Source organism: bacterium (assembly GCA_029210965.1).
In the GTDB taxonomy this organism is placed as follows: Bacteria; BMS3Abin14; BMS3Abin14; order BMS3Abin14; family BMS3Abin14; genus JALHUC01.
On record JARGFZ010000031.1, the window covers coordinates 12,685 to 29,299 of the forward strand.

Below are 16,615 nucleotides of genomic sequence, written 5' to 3' on the forward strand. Positions count from 1 at the left end.
GCACCAACCAGATGTGATAAATAAGGTAGTTACCTGGTTACGTAGACACGTAGATACCTGGTTACCTAGATACAGTATTTATAATTCCCGATGCCTGCAACAGCGCAATAACCCGATTAACACACTCCTCCACACCAAGTTCCTCCGTATCCAGGACAAGTTCCGGAGCAAGCGGTTCCTCATAGGGGCTGTCGATACCGGTGAAATCGCTGATCTTTCCCTCCCTCGCTTTAGCGTAAAGTCCTTTGGGGTCTCTCTTCTCACAAAGCTCCAGAGAGCACTTCGCGAAAACCTCGAAAAACTGGCCAGGCCGGAGAAGGGAACGCACCCGGTCCCTGTCCTCCCGGAAGGGGGAGATGAAGGCGGTGATGACAACGACTCCAGCATCCACGAACAGCTTTGTCACCTCGCCGATGCGGCGGATGTTCTCCTTGCGGTCCTCATGGGAAAAACCCAGATCGCCGTTGAGACCGTGCCGGATATTGTCCCCGTCCAGGACGTAGGTGTGAACGCCTCGCTCCATCAGGGCCCGCTCCACCTCGGCTGCGATGGTGGATTTCCCGGATCCGGACATACCTGTCAGCCAGATCACGCACGAGCCGTGACCGAAAGCTTTTTTACGGTCTGCTTTCGTGACGAGGCTGTCGTGAATTGTAAGGTTATGCTTACTCATAATTTAGGTTCCAGCTGTTCGTCATTTATTGAAAGAACTTGGGATGACTTAATTGTTGTCACTCCGGGCAAGGACCCGGAGTCCAGTCGATCCAGCCGTCACTCCGGACGAAGTGTAACGGAGGTCCGGAGTCCAGTCGTATTTATCACTACAGTCAAAGCAGCGATTCATAAAGATCTTTCCACTCAGGGTTGTGTTCCTCAATCAAATTAATCTTCCACTCTCTTTTCCACTTCTTAATTACTTTTTCACGTTTAATAGCTGCTGTCATGTCAATGTGCTGTTCATATCATACTAACAGGTGAACACTGTATCTTTTGGAAAACCCTTCAACCAGATCGTTTTTGTGCTCCCAGACTCTTTTTATGATGTCGGAGGTGACACTCAGGTACAAAGTGCCGTCTCTCTTGCTCGCAAGGAGATAAACGCAGGGCTGTTTTCCCAAGGTACAATCCTTATATTTGATTCCGGACAATCCCGCAATTGGCGTTGATTGAAAGGACCCGGAATGACAACAACGCCGTGTCACCGCCTGCCCTGAGCCTGGTCGAAGGGCGTCACCGAGTCTCCGCGTCCAATGGTTTATTCCTGCCACCTTGACACTTAGACACCGCCCTTCCCGGAATGACAACTATTCAAAAATGCCAAATCCGCGGAATAACAAACAGCGCCACGATCATAATAATGATGTTCAGCGGCAACCCTACCTTTACAAAATCACGGAACCGATAGCCGCCGGGTCCGTAGACGATCATGTTGGTCTGATACCCGAAGGGAGTCGAAAAGGCCGCCGACGCCCCCACGGCAACGGCGATGACGAAGGGCATGGGATCGGCGTTGACCTGGGTCGCGGCTGAGATCGCTATGGGAAACGCAAGGGCAGCCGCCGCATTATTGGTGATAACCTCCGTCAGCATGGATGTTACCAGATAGATGGCACCCAGAACACCAAGGGGGCCCATTACCTGAACGGCTCCAATAATGGATTGAGCGATGTAGGTTGCCGCGCCGGTCTTGTCCAGCGCCTTGCTGATGCCGAAGGCGCAGGCGATGACGATGAGAACGTTCATCTCGATGGATCTTCGGGCTTCGGTGGGAGTGACGGTTCGAGTCAGCAGCAGGACTGACGCGGCCAGAATAGCTGCCTTGAAGATGGAAAGAATGCCCAATCCCGCCAGGAGGATCATCCCTGCCAGACTGATAACGGCCACCGTGGATTTGAAACGGTCTACGACTGGAACGTCGGATACCTTGGAGAGCATGTAAAACTCCCTGGAACGGTTCCAGGTTTTGAGGAAATCGTCACCGCCCAGAATAAGAAGGGTGTCTCCCGGCTTCAGGACGATGTCGCCGATCTTCGCGCTGATCCGCACACCGTTGCGGTGAACGGCCAGGACGACGGCGTTGTAGCGGGCTCGAAAGTTTCCTTCCTTGATGGTCCGGCCAAGCATGGGGGATGCCCGTGAGACCACCGCTTCGATGATCCGCCCCTGTCCACTCTGTCTCAGGTCGTGGTAAAGGCGCGGTTCGTCCAGGGGAATGAGCTGGTCGATCTTCTGGAGCTGGAGAATGGAGTTAACGAGGCCGGTGAAGACAAGGCCGTCACCCAGCCGGATCCTGTCGGTGGGTTTGACCGGGCCGATGGATTCACCGCTGCGCACGATCTCCGCAAGAAATAGTCCCTGGAGGTTTCTTAACCCGGCCTCGGCCACCTTTTGATCGATCAGGGGACACCCTTCCCGAACCTCCATTGTCACCATATATTCCCGCCCGCTTTCCATGAGGTTCTCCACCGGGTCGCTGTGGTCAGGAAGCAGGCGGTGACCTATTAATACGAGGTAAAGGGTTCCCACAATAGCTATTGGCAGTCCCACCCAGGCCAGTTCGAAAAGGGTGAGGGAGCGATCCAGTTCCTGCTGGAGAAGGCCGTTGACCACCAGGTTCGTGGATGTGCCGATGAGGGTGCAGACCCCGCCAAAAATTGAAGCGTAGGACAGGGGGATCAGAAACTTGGAGGGAGACAATCCTCTCGCTTTGGCCCAGTCTCTTACTGCGGGTGTGAACATGGCCACAATGGGGGTGTTGTTGAGGAATGCTGACATGGCAGAAACCGGAATGGCCATGCGCAGAAGGGAGCGCCGGAGACCGTGCCCCTTCCCCATGACGCGTCCCGCGAACACCTCCAGGATGCCCGAAGATTGTGCCGCATAGGCAACGATGAAGAGGATCCCCACTGTGAGCATGCCCTGATTTGAAAAACCGATAAAAGCTTCCTGGGGGGTGAGTATGCCGGTGAGGAACAGTATTGCCAGGCTGACGAACAGGATAACATCGGGAGCCAGGACCTCTAACGCAAGGGCCACCAGCATTCCGAGAACGACTATTATGGTGAAAATGCCGGCTCCGGTCACTATCAGCTGCCCCTGGTTGTCTTCGAATTACCTTTGGCCACGACCCCATCTCTCTCCGCGGGGGAACAATAGACTGCCCAAAGGCAGACATCAGGTTGGTATATTACTGCTAATTGCCTTTGAATTGTAGCATTTTCCGGGATCAGTGGAGAACTTAAACAAAGTATCCAGGTATTGCAGTATCTAAGTAAAAATGATTCGCCTGCCACGGCGAAGTCCTGAGCTTACCGAAGGACGAAGACGGGTCACTCCGGGCCGACCAATAGTCCCCTTCCTTATTCTTCCTCCCCCTATTGAGGGGGGAGGATTGAGGTGGGGGTGAAAGAGAAGGACCCGGAGTCCAGTCGTATCTATCATGACAACGCCACCCGTCTTTGCTTTGGGGCGTCGCATTCAGCTTCCGTCGTCGCCTACGGCTGTGACGTGACACGATACCCTCACAAGCCGAACTACGCCGCGGCAAGCTGGATTCCGGACAACCCCGCCGTGGGCGTGCTTTCCGGAATGACTACAACGCCGCGTCACCTCGCCTCATTATTTACCTGACTTCCAAGAATTATTGACATACAAGACATGAATAGGCTAGAAAGTATGGGTTTGTAAAAGGGTATTCGGTGAGCCGAACTGACAAGGAGGGGAGCATTGTCTGTAAGAACATCCATCAATTTAGTTGTCATGTCGATCGTCATTGTTTCCATGGTGGTTCTGACCGGTTGCGCAACGACCACTACCACCACTACAACTGAACTGACTGAAGCCACGCAGTATCCCAAGGCGCCAGATCCCGGGTTTACTCACATGGACGGGTCCACTACCACCCTTGCGGACTATGAGGGTAAATCGGTGTTGGTCGTGAATTTCTGGGGCCTGAGGTGCCAGAACTGCATTGAGGAGATGCCCTTCCTTGAAAGGCTATATAACAAGTATGGAAGTAAAGGGCTGGTGATCCTGGGGGTGAACACAGACGGTGTTGATGAAAAACTTCTCCCCAAGTTCATGCCCCAGCTTCCAGTCAAGGTCAGTTATCCTATTGTCGTAGATCCGGCATTTGCCCTCGCGGACGCTTATCAGATGATGGCGGCACCACTGACCATCCTCATCGCCAAGGATGGGACAGTGAGGTTTCGCCATGAGGGGTACGAGCCGGACATTGAGGGCGAGTACATCAGTATCATAGAAAAACTGCTTTCAGAGTAGCCTGGAAAGCCTGAAGGAGTAATTGCCTCCAGGCTTTTATTTTGTCTGAGTTTTTTTAGATTCAAGAGGGCCGCCGCTTAAATCATGCGCACGATCTTTCTCTCCATCAGCCTGCTTTTTTTTGCCGCTGTCCCCGGTTTTTGTTCAGATGTGGTGAAGCCGCAGGAAACCAGAGATTCATCTTCCAACGGATATGTCAGTAAACCTGTCGCGGCCTTTGAGACTGTAACGACAAAGGGCGATCTTCTGTCCTCCCAGGCCCATGGAGCCAGGGCCCTTTTGATCAGCCTGTGGGGACTTAATTGCGGATCGTGCCTGGATGAAATGAAGGTCCTCGAGCCTTTCTACAGGGAGTTCAAGGACCAGGGTCTGAAGATCTGGGCGGTCAATACGGAAGATATCGGTGGGAAGGAGATTGAAGAGGGACTTCGTAACAAGGGGATTGAGGTCAGTTACGATCTGATCCCTGATCCGGGGCTGGAAATAACGAAACTTTTCACAAGCTGGTTCATTCCTGTAACTCTCATCGTTGACAGTGAAGGGATCGTACAATATTATAAAGTCGGATTTAATGAAGCTGATGTCGAAAAAATAAAGGCGATGGTGGGGTCTTTCCTTGTTCGGTAACTCCGCCTTTTATTATGTGATCCCCGGATGTATTACTTTTCACAAGCAAGGAAGCAGGAAGATATGATTCGTTTCCAAAATAAAAAAACTGTCAACCGGATTATCCTGAAGTTGTTCATTTCCTTGACGTTCTCAGTGTCTTTTTTGATCCCATCATTGATCCCGGTAAACGTACTCGCGGATGGCCCCGCGGTTAATGCCAAGGCCGGGAAGGTTGTGGCCGGTTTCACCATAAAGCCCGAAGGACCGGATGGGAACCGTTACCTGGGTTCGGAAGGGTGCATTCCGTGTCACGAGAGTGAGTACAAGGGGTGGACCAAGACCTTTCACAGCACCGCTGTGCAGGATGCCAAGGCAGATCCCGATGCCATTCTGGCCGATTTTTCCCAGGGAGAGCTGCCTTTCACCAGAGAAGAGATCCATTACACCATCGGGTCCCACTGGGACCAGCGCTATATGAAACAGATCGAGGGTGAATATTACGTTCTCCCCCGGCTGTGGTCTGTCCAGTCCAAGGAGTGGAGACCCTATTCGGTGTGGTCCTGGAAAAAGAAACCCTATTCGAAATACTGTGCCGGGTGCCACACGACTTACATTGATCCGGTGAACCGCACCATAGGCGATGAAGGTATAGGGTGTGAGGCGTGTCACGGTCCCGGAGGGAAACACGTTGATGGCGAGGGGAGCGTGGATAGCATCGTCAACCCAGCCAAACTGAGCATTGAGAAAGGTAATATGATCTGTGCCTCCTGCCACGTGAGGGGGACTGATAAATCAGAAGAATACTACTATCCCATCGGTTTCGTGCCTGGTGATGATCTTACCAAATACTATACTCCCCTTGAAATGAAACCGGATGAGGAGATCCGGGGGGCGATCAGCCGCCTTTACCGGGACTGGAAAGAAGGGAAGCTGAACTCCGCGAGGGCCCGGTGTGAGGTTTGCGGTATTGGAGGTACTGAGGGTCAGGAATACGAGGAGAAAAGGAACGATGTCCTCGATTTCTGTTTTTCCTGCCACAACTTCAGGACTAAAATGCAGCTCCACACCCATCATCCCAATGATGTCACCCAGGTTTGCACCGATTGTCACGTGCCAAAGGCCAAGTCCCTCAAAGACAGCCTCGAAGGTGACATACATTCCTACAGCTACTTCACGATCCACAACGACAACTGTTACGACAAGGAGATCGAGAAGGCCTGTGTCGTGTGCCACACTGAGGAGAAGGGTGGCTTACCCTGGGCAATAGACGTGATCCAGGGTTGGAAAAAACCGATTTATGTAGACCATTAGAAGTTTGCCGGAGAAACCGGGCAAACTTCCAAATAAAATTTAGCCGAGATTTATCCAAAGTATGGAAAAACAGTTGCAGGTCAAAATTTATGACTTAAAACCGGCATCCGGTTTTAAGTTTAGGCACTCCCCGGAGGTTAAGAATATGAAGAACAAGAAGCTGATCGTCATGATCTTCCTGCTGCTGTTTGTGGCTCCCAACGCGACCTTTTGTTTTCCCGGCGTATCGGAGGCCCAGACGTCTGCCATGAAGATCAAGGTCGGGCAAAAGGCCCCTGACTTTACCCTCAAGACGCTGGGTGGGGAAGAGGTCACACTTTCCGACTATTTTGGAAAAAAGGTGGTCATGCTGGAGTTCTGGGCGACGTGGTGCAACATCTGCGTGGCCGAGATCCCTAACATAGTGAAGAACTATGAGAAGTTCAAAGATCAAGGCTTCGAGATCCTGGCTATTACCCTGCAGTCGGGTGACGATGAGGAGATCGGCAAAGTAATAGAGGAGATGGGGATAAAGTACCCTGTCCTTATAGATGAGAGGCTCAAGGTCGCAACAAAAATTTATGGCCTGGCGGGGCCCATTCCTCTGAAGGTGATCATCGGCGCCGATGGGATCGTCAAGTACAGCCATGTGGGCGACTACCCTCCCGGGGAGGATGAAATACCTTTCGTTGTGGAGGACCTGATCCAGGATATCCCGAAATGACCTCGGTCCCGTCATTCCGGGCGAAGCGTAGCGTAGACCCGGAATCCATTCTAGCCTGTCATTGCGAGGAGCACCGAGGCAAACGAGAGTGACGCGGCAATCCCACTGGTACTCGGATGCTATTAAAGCGAGAGTTTGCACCACAGAGGCTCAGAGGACATAGAGAAAACCTTTAAGCTTGGGTTAAATAACGGTTGTAAAAAGGGCTATTTTTCGCATAATGACCGTCATTCCGGAAAGCACGCCCACGGCGGGATTGTTCGGAATCCAGCTTGCCGCGGCGTAGTTCGGCTTGTGAGGGTATCGTGTCACGTCACAGCCGTAGGCGACGACGGAAGCTGAATGCGACGCCCCAAAGCAAAGACGGGTGGCGTTGTCATGATAGATACGATTGGACTCCGGGTCCTTCTCTTTCACCCCCACCTCAATCCTCCCCCCTCAATAGGGGGAGGAAGAATAAGGAAGGGGACTGTTGGTCGGCCCGGAGTGACAGGAATGGAGTTTTTATACCTGGACACCTGGACACGTAGATACTTAGACACATGATTACCCAAAGGGGTCAACTTTGATTCACAAAATGAAACTGATATTTGTTCTACTGTCATGTTCCGCTTTCAGTTTACTCCTTCTCCCACCCTCAGCCCTCAGCCAGGGCGCGGAGGGGTTCGTGGGTTCCTGGGAATGCCAGGAGTGCCACGAGGAAGTTTACCAGCAGTGGAGCCGAACTCCCCACGCCAGGATGCTCAGAAATGCCCTCAAGGACCCGGATGCCATAGAAGCCACCGATTTTGGTCCCGGCATCCCCTTCGAGAAAAACGACATCTATTTCACCATCGGCAGTCATTGGATCCAGAAGTACATGACCCTTCTTGGAGGGCAGTTTTACGTTCTGCCCAAGTACTGGAACATCGCGGAAGAACGGTGGGAACCCTATTCCATCTGGAACTGGAACGAACAGCCTTACCCCCTCTACTGCAACGGCTGCCACGCAGTGGGGTTTGATATGGATACCAGGTCCTACAGGGAGGAGTCCATCGGGTGCGAGGCCTGCCACGGTCCGGGTGAGGAGCACGTGGACAGCGATGGCGATCCTGAAAAGATCGTCAACCCCAGGAACCTTGATAAAAAACTTAGAGATATGATCTGCGAGGCCTGTCATACCGACGGCAAGGACAAGAAGACACAGACCTTTCCCTTCCCGGTGGGGTATATCCCCGGTGAAGATATCGACGACTACTTTACCGAATTCTTCATGCCCAAACCCAAATCCAAGGGGTGGTACTGGGGAACCATGGATTATAACGAGCGACACAGGATGTTCATGTTCTGGGCCAACAAGTTCTACGCCACAGACCGGGCCTGTGAAGTGTGCGGTTTCGACCGCGGCATCACCGTTACCGAGACCAGGACCATGAGCCGCAGCGAATATTGCGGGACCTGTCACCGGGATATTTCCCGCGGTTACGAGGACCACGCCTTTCACAGCCAGGAACAGGCGGGGTGTAACGATTGCCACGTTCCCACTGTGGTGGATGGCGGGCAGCAATACAGTATCCACGACCATAAATTCGACTTCAGCCGGCCTCCCATCCCGTGTGTTGAGTGCCATGGGGAATCCATGGAAGGCCGCGAGATGCCTGCCGAAACCCACGATTTTCACTTCGAACCAGTGAAGATCCAGGAGAACCTGTCCACTGAGCAGGCCTGTGCCCTGTGCCATAAAGACAAGGATAAGACGTGGATCCAGGCCGAAGTAGCCCGTATTCAGAAGCAGGGGTTGGGGGCCAGAGGTAAAGGATCCAAAGAGGCCGAGAAGGAAGATGAGGAGCGGATCGTTCCCCTTATCAGGTAGTTGTTGTCGTGTATCCAGGTATCTAACTGTCTAAGTAAAAACTATTTTCTCGAAGGTGTGTGTCCCTCCGGGCGCAGACCCGGAGTCCAGTCGCTCCACCCGTCACTCCGGGCCGACCAATAGTCCCCTTCCTTATTCTTCCTCCCCCTATTGAGGGGGGAGGATTGAGGTGGGGGTGAAAGAGAAGGACCCGGAGTCCAGTCGATTTATATACAAGTGCCACCCGTCTTTGCTTTGGGGCGTCGCCTATGGCTATGCCCTCACAAGTCAGCTTCCGTCTTCGCTCATAGCTACGACGTGACAAGTCGCCGCGGCATACTGGTTTCCGGCTCATCACATCCATGACGTGATGTCCGGAAGGACGGCAAGGACACAAAATATTGCCTTAGATAGTAACCATGCTTTCCCCAAGAATTAAGGGTTTACCCTGTGTACCCTGTGGTAAAAAACATCGCCGTTATGGCAACCGGCCTTCCCCAAGATTAAAGATCTTCTCTGTGTCCTCTGAGCCTCTGTGGTGAAAACCATCGCTTTCATAGCAACAGTGTCTTCCCCTGATTCTGATTTTCTCAGTGTCCTCAATAAACTCAGTGGTGAAAGACATCGCCCTTATAGCAACTGTGCCTTTACCCAGGATTGAAGTCTTTCTCATCTTCCGAAGCCTGTCACGCCTGCGGCGTGAAGTCTCCGTGGTAAAAAGAAGGTCGTTTCTATAGCATCCGTAGCCTTATCGCCTTACCCCAATACAAAAAAGGACCGCGATCTCCGCGGTCCTCATATCCCCTTTATTTAGCTCTTTCCCCGTGTCACATGGTCTTCAATCCCCCCGTGTCTCCGCGTCACCCGCCTGCCCTGAGCTTGTCGAAGGGCGTCCCCGTGTCAAATCTACTTATATTCAACTCCCTGTCATCGACTGTTCCAGTGCCTCTATCAATTCTGGCGGTTCCACCTTGCCTACTGCTGAAAAAGAGATCTTGCCCTCAAGGTCGATAGTGTAAACGGTAGGTGTACCCGCGACGCCATAAGGATCTGCGATCTTGTACTCTAGTCCGTTGAGCTCGTCAAAAACCATCGTAAAGTCAAGGCTGGAATCGGTCATGAATTTCTCAATGGCTTTGCCAAGCTTTGGCCCGTCCAGATTAATCCCGACGAAAAGGACTTTGTCCTTTCCAAAGTCTTCGTAGATCTTCTGCAGAATGGGCATCTCTTCCCTGCAGGGACCACAGAAAAAGGACCAGAAGAAAAGGATCACAGGCTTTTTGCCGATGTGCTCGTTTAAGGAAAAATCCCCGCCTTGGAGGTTCTTCGTTACAAATACAGGAGCCGCCTCCCCGACCTTGAGGATCTTGCTCTCAAGTATGTCCGCTTTGTCTGCCGCATAGCTGCCAGATGCTCCCCAAGTCACTCCCAGCGCAATAAAAAGGCACATCAGTATGGGCAGTACCTGACGCGCTTTAATCCTGGTGGTTGGCATAGTCAGAGCCTTTCATGGGTTACTCAAGCAGGGATTTAATTAAGTGGTCGAATTCATCTTCATCGCCAGGTTTGTACCCGATGTGAAAGAGTTTTACCTTCCCATCTTTTCCAATAATGATGGTAGTGGGCAGCATTCCCACTTTGAAAGCTGTTGCTATCTCCCGCTTCTGGTCGATGATCACAGGGTAGGTGATCTCAAAATTGAGCCCCTTGATGAACTTTTCCACCCGTCTCGGGCTGAAGGAGTCAAGGTCTATTCCGTAGGTGACGAGACCTTTGTCCTTGTACTTATCATAAAGGGCAACTAAAGAAGGCATCTCCTGGATGCAGGAAACACAGTAGATCGACCAGAAATCCAGCATCACCACGTTTTTGCCAAGGTGATCCTCCAGGCTGCGTACCTCACCAGCCATATCGGCCAGTGGAGGCCACGCAGGTGCTTGATCTCCCTTGGCGAGGTTGGCTGCAACAGCATCACCAGAGGTGAATAGCAGTGCCCCAATGACGGCTGGAATTAGGATAAAGCTAATGGGAAAAATTCTCATCAATGAAGTCTTGCTGTTGGGGTGGAACATATGGGGATGGCCTCCGTTACCCGAAGTGACCTTTCTTTTCATTTTCTTGTCGTAAATTGCCTTCAATCCAAACCCACAAAGTACTACCAATGCCCTTGTATACTTGTCAACCTAAAAGAGCAGTTTGTTACGCAATTGTAACTGCAGTTACCTTCTCTGTCCATCCCGAAATCTGATATTGTGTTTCAGGTGGTTCTTGATGAAACAGCTTCATATCTGTAAGATAGTTTATCAGGTTAGATGTAATGGTAACTTTGGTCCAGAATAGCATTAGATACAGCCTTACCTGGAATGACCTGCTGTTCGTCACTCCGGGCCGACCAATAGTCCCCTTCCTGATTCTTCCTCCCCTCTCAATAGGGGGAGGATTGAGGTGGGGGTGAAAGAGAAGGACCCGGAGTCCAGTCGCCTTTGTATAAACCGGGATCGCTTCACACAGTTTATGGTTCGCGATGACAAGTGCCACTGGATTCCAGATCATCACACCAACGTCGTGATGTCCGGAATGACGGCATAATGTCATGCTGATTCCAGGGCTTTTTACGGGCTTTCGCAGTATGCAGAGATTGTAATATATGCTGCCAGCCTCTTCCGAATAAAAAGGTATTGAATGTTGCCAGTTTTTTTGAAAGGGAACCGTTTTTATCGCTACCTTGTGTTGGCGTTGTCCCTGGCCATCCTGGCAGTGCTCATGGTTTCCGGAAATACGATGGGATCCCAGGAGATTGGTTTGGGCTCGCCCCAATGGATCGGGATAAATGAATTCCGCGGCGGGATCAACCTGCGATGGTTCAGGGTTCAGGGGGCAGCCGGCTACCTCGTCCAGAGGCGCGTGGGGAACACTGGCGAATACCAGTTGTTATCGCGGGTCACGAACCCGGTCTATGATGATTTCCTGACAACAGCCGGGCAGATGTACTTCTACAGGATCGTGCCGGTTAACAGCGAGGGCGCTTCCGGACCTGCCTCTGTTGAGCGCTTTTATGAGTTATCCCAACCTGAGCCGGATTCTCTGGAGCCGCCAGTGTGGTCGGCAGGCCAGGTTCGCCCTGACGGGATAGCCCTTGCGTGGGATCATGGAAACCCCGATCATGTCCTGGCCTACAACCTGTACCGCAAGGGCCCGGAAGACAGCACCTTTTCCCTTGTCAGCAGTTCTCTGGATATAAACTTTCTGGACAGGAACGTCACCAGGGGAGAAACATACCGTTACGTGATCACCGCTTTGGATCGAAACCTGCAGGAGTCTGACAACAGCCAGGTGCAGACGATAGTCTTTGCCCAGGAAAAACAGACATCGGTGACTGACCAGCGGCTGGCAAACATCAAAACTCTTGAAGAGGTGGTCAGCCCGACCCAGTTGATAAACCTGTTCACCTGGGAGGAGTATAGTTTTATCAGCCCCGTGGATGTGGATTACAGGGAGGACGACCCGCGTCTTTATGTGTCGGACACCGGAACCGGGTTCATAACGGTAATCGGCTCCCGTGGTGAGGTCTTGCAGCGCATGGGTGGTATGGGGGAAGATCCATGGGAGTTTGAAAGGCTTCTCGGCATTGCTCTGGCACGGGACGGGACCCTTTACGCTGTGGACGCCTACAAAGGTGAAGTAGTTGTTTTTTCACCTCAGGGCGGTTTTCAAAGGAGGATCAGACTCGAACCCGAAGTACGGGAATATTTCGGGCCTGATCTCATGATCCGTTTTCCATGGTTTCGTTTTGGATTGGTAGACCTTGTGGTTGGCCCCGATGATTCCCTGTTTATAGTGGACAACCCCAACGGCTGGGTCTACCGCCTTGACGAAAAGGGGGATCTTGTCGATGTAATTGCCGAGAGGGGGGTTGAGCCGGGGCAGATGCAATATCCCACTTTTATTGCCTTTACCGGCGAGGGAGACTTTTATGTGGCGGACACAATGAATTCCCGTGTCCAGGAGTTCGTGGGAGCGAGCGCCTCTGCCGGAGTCGTGGGCGAAAAAGGCCTCGGCCTCGGCCAGTTTATCAGACCAAAGGGTGTGGCAGTTGACGAGAGCGGTTTTCTCTATGTGGCCGATTCCTACCTTAATATTATTCAGGTATTTGACGCGAAAGGTGAGTTCTCCGCCCTTCTGGGTAACGAAAAGGGGCTGCCCATTGATCTTGGTTCCCCCAACGGCCTTGTTTTCGTACCCCCGGATACCCTGATAATCTGTGAAAGACTAAGCCGGAGGGTTCAGATAAGGAAAGTCCTGGTGGACGAGATCCATGGTTTATCTAAATAAAATTCTCCACCAACGTCATTCCGGGCGAGCGTACCTAAGCCCAGAATCAAGGGGTAGACCATGGTTTCTGTAAAGGCGATAAAAGCTAATTTACCACAGTGCGACCACCCGCAGGTCGCTCCACAGGGTTTCACAGGGTCAATCAATTGGGTAAAACAGGTTCAGTCATTCCGGTTAAAGGCAATTTCTGGTTTCTTGTGCTTTTACTTAGACGCTTCGACACCTACATACGTAGATACCGCCTTACCCGGAATCCAGTAGATAACTGTTTTTTAGAGCTAAAATTTGAAATTTGGGATGTGGAATCGAAGATAATAATGAAGATATTTCCATTCATCATATCAGGCTCATGGGCAAGGTTCTTCCTGAAGGGAAAACGGTTCTGCGTGGCCAAAGTACTGATGTCGATCCTGTTATCCAGTTTACTCCTTCCCCAGGTTTCAGCCTGGGCCAATGTGGTCGGATCCCCCCACGATCTCTATAACCAGGGTTACCTGCTTCAGAAGGAGGGAAAGGCCAACTCCAGCCCCCAATGCTCCCTGTGTCACATAGTTCCCACCGATGAACGCCCCAGGGTCTGGGATATTCTGCCGGAGTCGTTGGTAAGGTTTGGCCCAAGGGGCAACCTGTGTGCTTCCTGCCACGACGGTGTGTCCATGGTGGATAAGAACGTTGATGCCGCTCTCACAGCCTTTCATCCCTACAGTCACGGCTTCGACCCCGGAAGGGCCCCTGAAGACACCGATCTCGGGTCTTCGGGCCTTCCCTATCAGCCCGGGACACCCATGGACTGCATGACCTGCCACGACCCTCACGATAAATCCATGCGCCCGTTCCTGAGGGTTCAGCAGGTCGGGCTTTGTGTTCGCTGTCATAAGGAAAGGGAGCACTCCGGGTTTGGTCTTCAAAACACCAAGGGCAACCACCCTGTGGGTATAGAGCCCTTTGACAACACGGAGGGGGCAAGTCCCATTGACCTGCAGCCCCAATTCAATGTGCCCATTTCGGACCCCTATCCGGTAAAACTTGGTGCCCTTTCGGCGGGAGGGCATTGGATTCTTGGGGGGCACCTAACCTACGGACAGTATGGACGCATTGAGTGTACAACCTGCCACGCCTTCCACGGTATGGAGGGGCAGGGACCCCTCCCGGGACTCCTCGTCCGGGCTCAAGTTAACAAGCGGTCGAATGAGTTCTGCGAGGGTTGTCACCGCGGGGAACGGGGCGATGATAAAGAGGAACCCCCCTTTCCCAACCCGGGGGGTACCGTTACAGGGAGGACCTACCACCCCCTGGACGACGATGAGGCTAATGATGTGGGCTGGATCACGGCCATCGCCGACACCTTGGAGCTTACGGCATATCAGTGGGGTGAAGAAGACCTGGAAACGGGACTTCCGGTGATGCTTTGTACCACCTGCCACGTATCTCACGGGGGCATGGAAAACTCTCCAGCTCTGGTGGAGATCGATGAAGAGATCAAGAACAGTGAGGGTGTGAATACCTTCTGCGAAATATGTCATCGGGAACCGCCGGAAGGACATCATGGCTATGCTGCCAACGGTAAGGTCCCCCCCAATATCGCTCAACAGATGCTCCTAAACCTGGCTGATCTTGGGGTCACCTATGGCGAACCCACCTATGATCGGATCTACTGTTCCCTCTGTCACAAGGCACACAACGCAGGATACAACCGAAAAGAGGAGAGTTTTATCCCTCTCCTGGTAGACAAGGGAACGACCCTCTGTTCACTTTGCCACGAGCTGGGAGTGAGCCACTTTATGGGAGACCCTACCCTCGCCTCAACATACCAGAGCCCCGATCCACCCCTCTACCGTGTGATCTGGCCGGGAACCGGTTTGACTTCCTATTATGAAGGTGAAGGTGATACACCTACTACGATAACATGTGAATCGTGCCACTCCCTTTCCACACCCTCTGATGGTAGCGATCCTGTCCCGGGGTATTTACTGGCCCCGGCGGCCGAGGGTACCGAATGGGCACCTGGATACCCTGAAGATTACCTTTGTACCGGGTGTCACGGAGAATCACCGGCTACAGTGGGTGAAGGTACAACCCACCCACTCATGGATGCTGATGCGTTGAGATATCCCATAGACCCCAGTTACATCCAGTCTGGTGAGACGATGGTGACCTATACGCCCGGTGGTTCGGTTAACTGCCATTCATGTCATCGCGCCCATGGTGCTGTCCCAGCTGGTGGGGTCTATATAATGAAAATGATAAGGGGCAACAATGTCGATCCAAAAGCGATCCAGCCTCAGATAGACTATACGGATCTTTGTTTATCATGCCATCCAAGGTGATAGGGTGTTGAAAAAAAAGGCGAAATACATTTTTAAGCTCTGGTTGGCAAAGACACTATTGGCTGGAATATGAACCCAGTCAGTGCAGTCAAAGAGGACACAGCACTGGCGATCCGGGCACAAAAAGGTGACAGGGACGCTTATGCCCACCTGGTGGAACGTTTCCAGACCAGAATATACAGCTTCTGTTACCAGTTCTTCAGGGACAGGGATGTTGCCGCCGAAATGGCCCAGGAGACTTTTCTCAGGGCTTTTCGGTACATAAAAAAATATGACTCATCAAAAAAATTCTCCACCTGGGTCTACAGCATCGCCAAGAACATTTGTATCGATGAAAAAAGGAAAATGGACAGGAGTCGAACCGTCCCCATTGAAGATGTCAACCCCTCCAGTTTTCAATCAAGCCACCAGGGGCAGCACCTGAAGGATCCTTCCCAGATCTCCCTGCAGCTTGAAGACAGGATGCTCCTGGAGAGCGCTATCGCCCAACTTCCCGATAAGTACAGGGCTGCTATCATCCTCTGCTACTTCCAGGAACTGCCCTACCAGGAGATAGGGGATGTCCTTGGGTTGAGCCTGAACCTGGTGAAGGTCCGCATCTTCCGCGCCAAGAAACAGCTCCTTGAGATCCTTAAGGAAAAGCAAGGGGAGGCGAGTTAACGCGGAGGGCGCGGGAGGGATGTATCGAAGTGCCAAGGCATCCAGGTGTTTAGGTAACCCCGGAGACCAGGAACTGCCTTAAACCGGAATCCAGTTTGCCTCGGCGACTTGTCACGTCGTAGCTATGAGCGAAGACGGAAGCTGACTTGTGAGGGCATATTGTCACGGTGTAGTCAGGGTACTATTGAAACGAAGACGGACCTGTCACGCCATAGCTCGTAGAGCGACGGCGGAAGCCATCGGCAACGCCCCAAAGCGAAGACGGGTCATCGCGAGCCGTCCTCCATGCGAAGCGATCCCGGGGAACGAGATTGCCGCGCCCGCAAGAAGGCACGGGGCTCGCAATGACAAGCGTGAATGGATCCCGGGATACTTGCGTAACTTCGTGTCTAAAGTATCTAAGTGTCTACCTTGATACCTACATACCTGGATACTTCGATACCGCCTTCCGCCTTTACACCCACGCTCCCATGCTATTTTAATGCTCATTCGTAATTCTGCGGGCGTAAGCCCGTAGATGGAAGTGCCCGCTGTCTTCGGTTAGAATACGTGGATGGAGTA

General features: G+C 52.3%; 12 protein-coding genes and 1 pseudogene. 8 read left to right on the plus strand and 5 right to left on the minus strand.

The window, feature by feature from the left end:
* Nucleotides 1-61 precede the first annotated feature (61 nt).
* From cysC to P1S59_10855, 3 genes and pseudogenes are all read right to left on the minus strand, one after another.
* Nucleotides 62-673 carry an adenylyl-sulfate kinase gene (gene cysC / locus P1S59_10845; GenBank protein ID MDF1526749.1) on the minus strand — a complete coding sequence of 204 codons (612 nt, stop codon included), beginning with the start codon at nt 671-673 and terminating at the stop codon, nt 62-64.
* A 154-nt stretch (nt 674-827) separates the two neighbouring features.
* Nucleotides 828-1,118 (minus strand): annotated as a pseudogene (locus P1S59_10850) (GIY-YIG nuclease family protein).
* A gap of 190 nt (nt 1,119-1,308) precedes the next feature.
* The gene (locus tag P1S59_10855; protein MDF1526750.1) at nt 1,309-3,084 is read right to left on the minus strand and encodes an SLC13 family permease; all 1,776 of its coding nucleotides are present in this window, start codon (nt 3,082-3,084) and stop codon (nt 1,309-1,311) included.
* 642 nt (nt 3,085-3,726) lie between these two features.
* Between P1S59_10855 and P1S59_10860 the strand changes: the two genes are divergently transcribed.
* From P1S59_10860 to P1S59_10880, 5 genes are all read left to right on the plus strand, one after another.
* On the plus strand, nt 3,727-4,281 hold the full coding sequence (locus tag P1S59_10860) for a TlpA disulfide reductase family protein (protein MDF1526751.1): 555 nt from the start codon (nt 3,727-3,729) through the stop codon (nt 4,279-4,281).
* Nucleotides 4,282-4,365: 84 nt separating this feature from the next.
* Nucleotides 4,366-4,908 carry a TlpA disulfide reductase family protein gene (locus P1S59_10865; GenBank protein MDF1526752.1) on the plus strand — a complete coding sequence of 181 codons (543 nt, stop codon included), beginning with the start codon at nt 4,366-4,368 and terminating at the stop codon, nt 4,906-4,908.
* Nucleotides 4,909-5,064: 156 nt separating this feature from the next.
* Nucleotides 5,065-6,201, plus strand: a complete 1,137-nt coding sequence (locus P1S59_10870) for a multiheme c-type cytochrome (GenBank protein ID MDF1526753.1) — start codon at nt 5,065-5,067, stop codon at nt 6,199-6,201.
* Between the two features lie 145 nt (nt 6,202-6,346).
* Nucleotides 6,347-6,904, plus strand: a complete 558-nt coding sequence (locus P1S59_10875) for a TlpA disulfide reductase family protein (GenBank protein MDF1526754.1) — start codon at nt 6,347-6,349, stop codon at nt 6,902-6,904.
* A 577-nt stretch (nt 6,905-7,481) separates the two neighbouring features.
* On the plus strand, nt 7,482-8,756 hold the full coding sequence (locus P1S59_10880) for a cytochrome c3 family protein (protein ID MDF1526755.1): 1,275 nt from the start codon (nt 7,482-7,484) through the stop codon (nt 8,754-8,756).
* An 895-nt stretch (nt 8,757-9,651) separates the two neighbouring features.
* On the opposite strand, the gene P1S59_10885 is transcribed toward P1S59_10880, so the two are convergent.
* Both P1S59_10885 and P1S59_10890 read right to left on the minus strand, forming a co-directional pair.
* Nucleotides 9,652-10,230, minus strand: a complete 579-nt coding sequence (locus tag P1S59_10885; protein MDF1526756.1) for a TlpA disulfide reductase family protein — start codon at nt 10,228-10,230, stop codon at nt 9,652-9,654.
* A 19-nt stretch (nt 10,231-10,249) separates the two neighbouring features.
* A complete protein-coding gene (locus P1S59_10890; GenBank protein MDF1526757.1) occupies nt 10,250-10,849 on the minus strand; it encodes a TlpA disulfide reductase family protein in 600 nt (199 codons plus the stop codon).
* A gap of 568 nt (nt 10,850-11,417) precedes the next feature.
* Here P1S59_10890 and P1S59_10895 point away from each other — a divergent pair.
* From P1S59_10895 to P1S59_10905, 3 genes are all read left to right on the plus strand, one after another.
* Nucleotides 11,418-13,067 carry a hypothetical protein gene (locus P1S59_10895; protein MDF1526758.1) on the plus strand — a complete coding sequence of 550 codons (1,650 nt, stop codon included), beginning with the start codon at nt 11,418-11,420 and terminating at the stop codon, nt 13,065-13,067.
* 317 nt (nt 13,068-13,384) lie between these two features.
* A complete protein-coding gene (locus P1S59_10900) occupies nt 13,385-15,394 on the plus strand; it encodes a cytochrome c3 family protein (protein MDF1526759.1) in 2,010 nt (669 codons plus the stop codon).
* 69 nt (nt 15,395-15,463) lie between these two features.
* On the plus strand, nt 15,464-16,054 hold the full coding sequence (locus P1S59_10905) for an RNA polymerase sigma factor (protein MDF1526760.1): 591 nt from the start codon (nt 15,464-15,466) through the stop codon (nt 16,052-16,054).
* Nucleotides 16,055-16,615 lie beyond the last annotated feature (561 nt).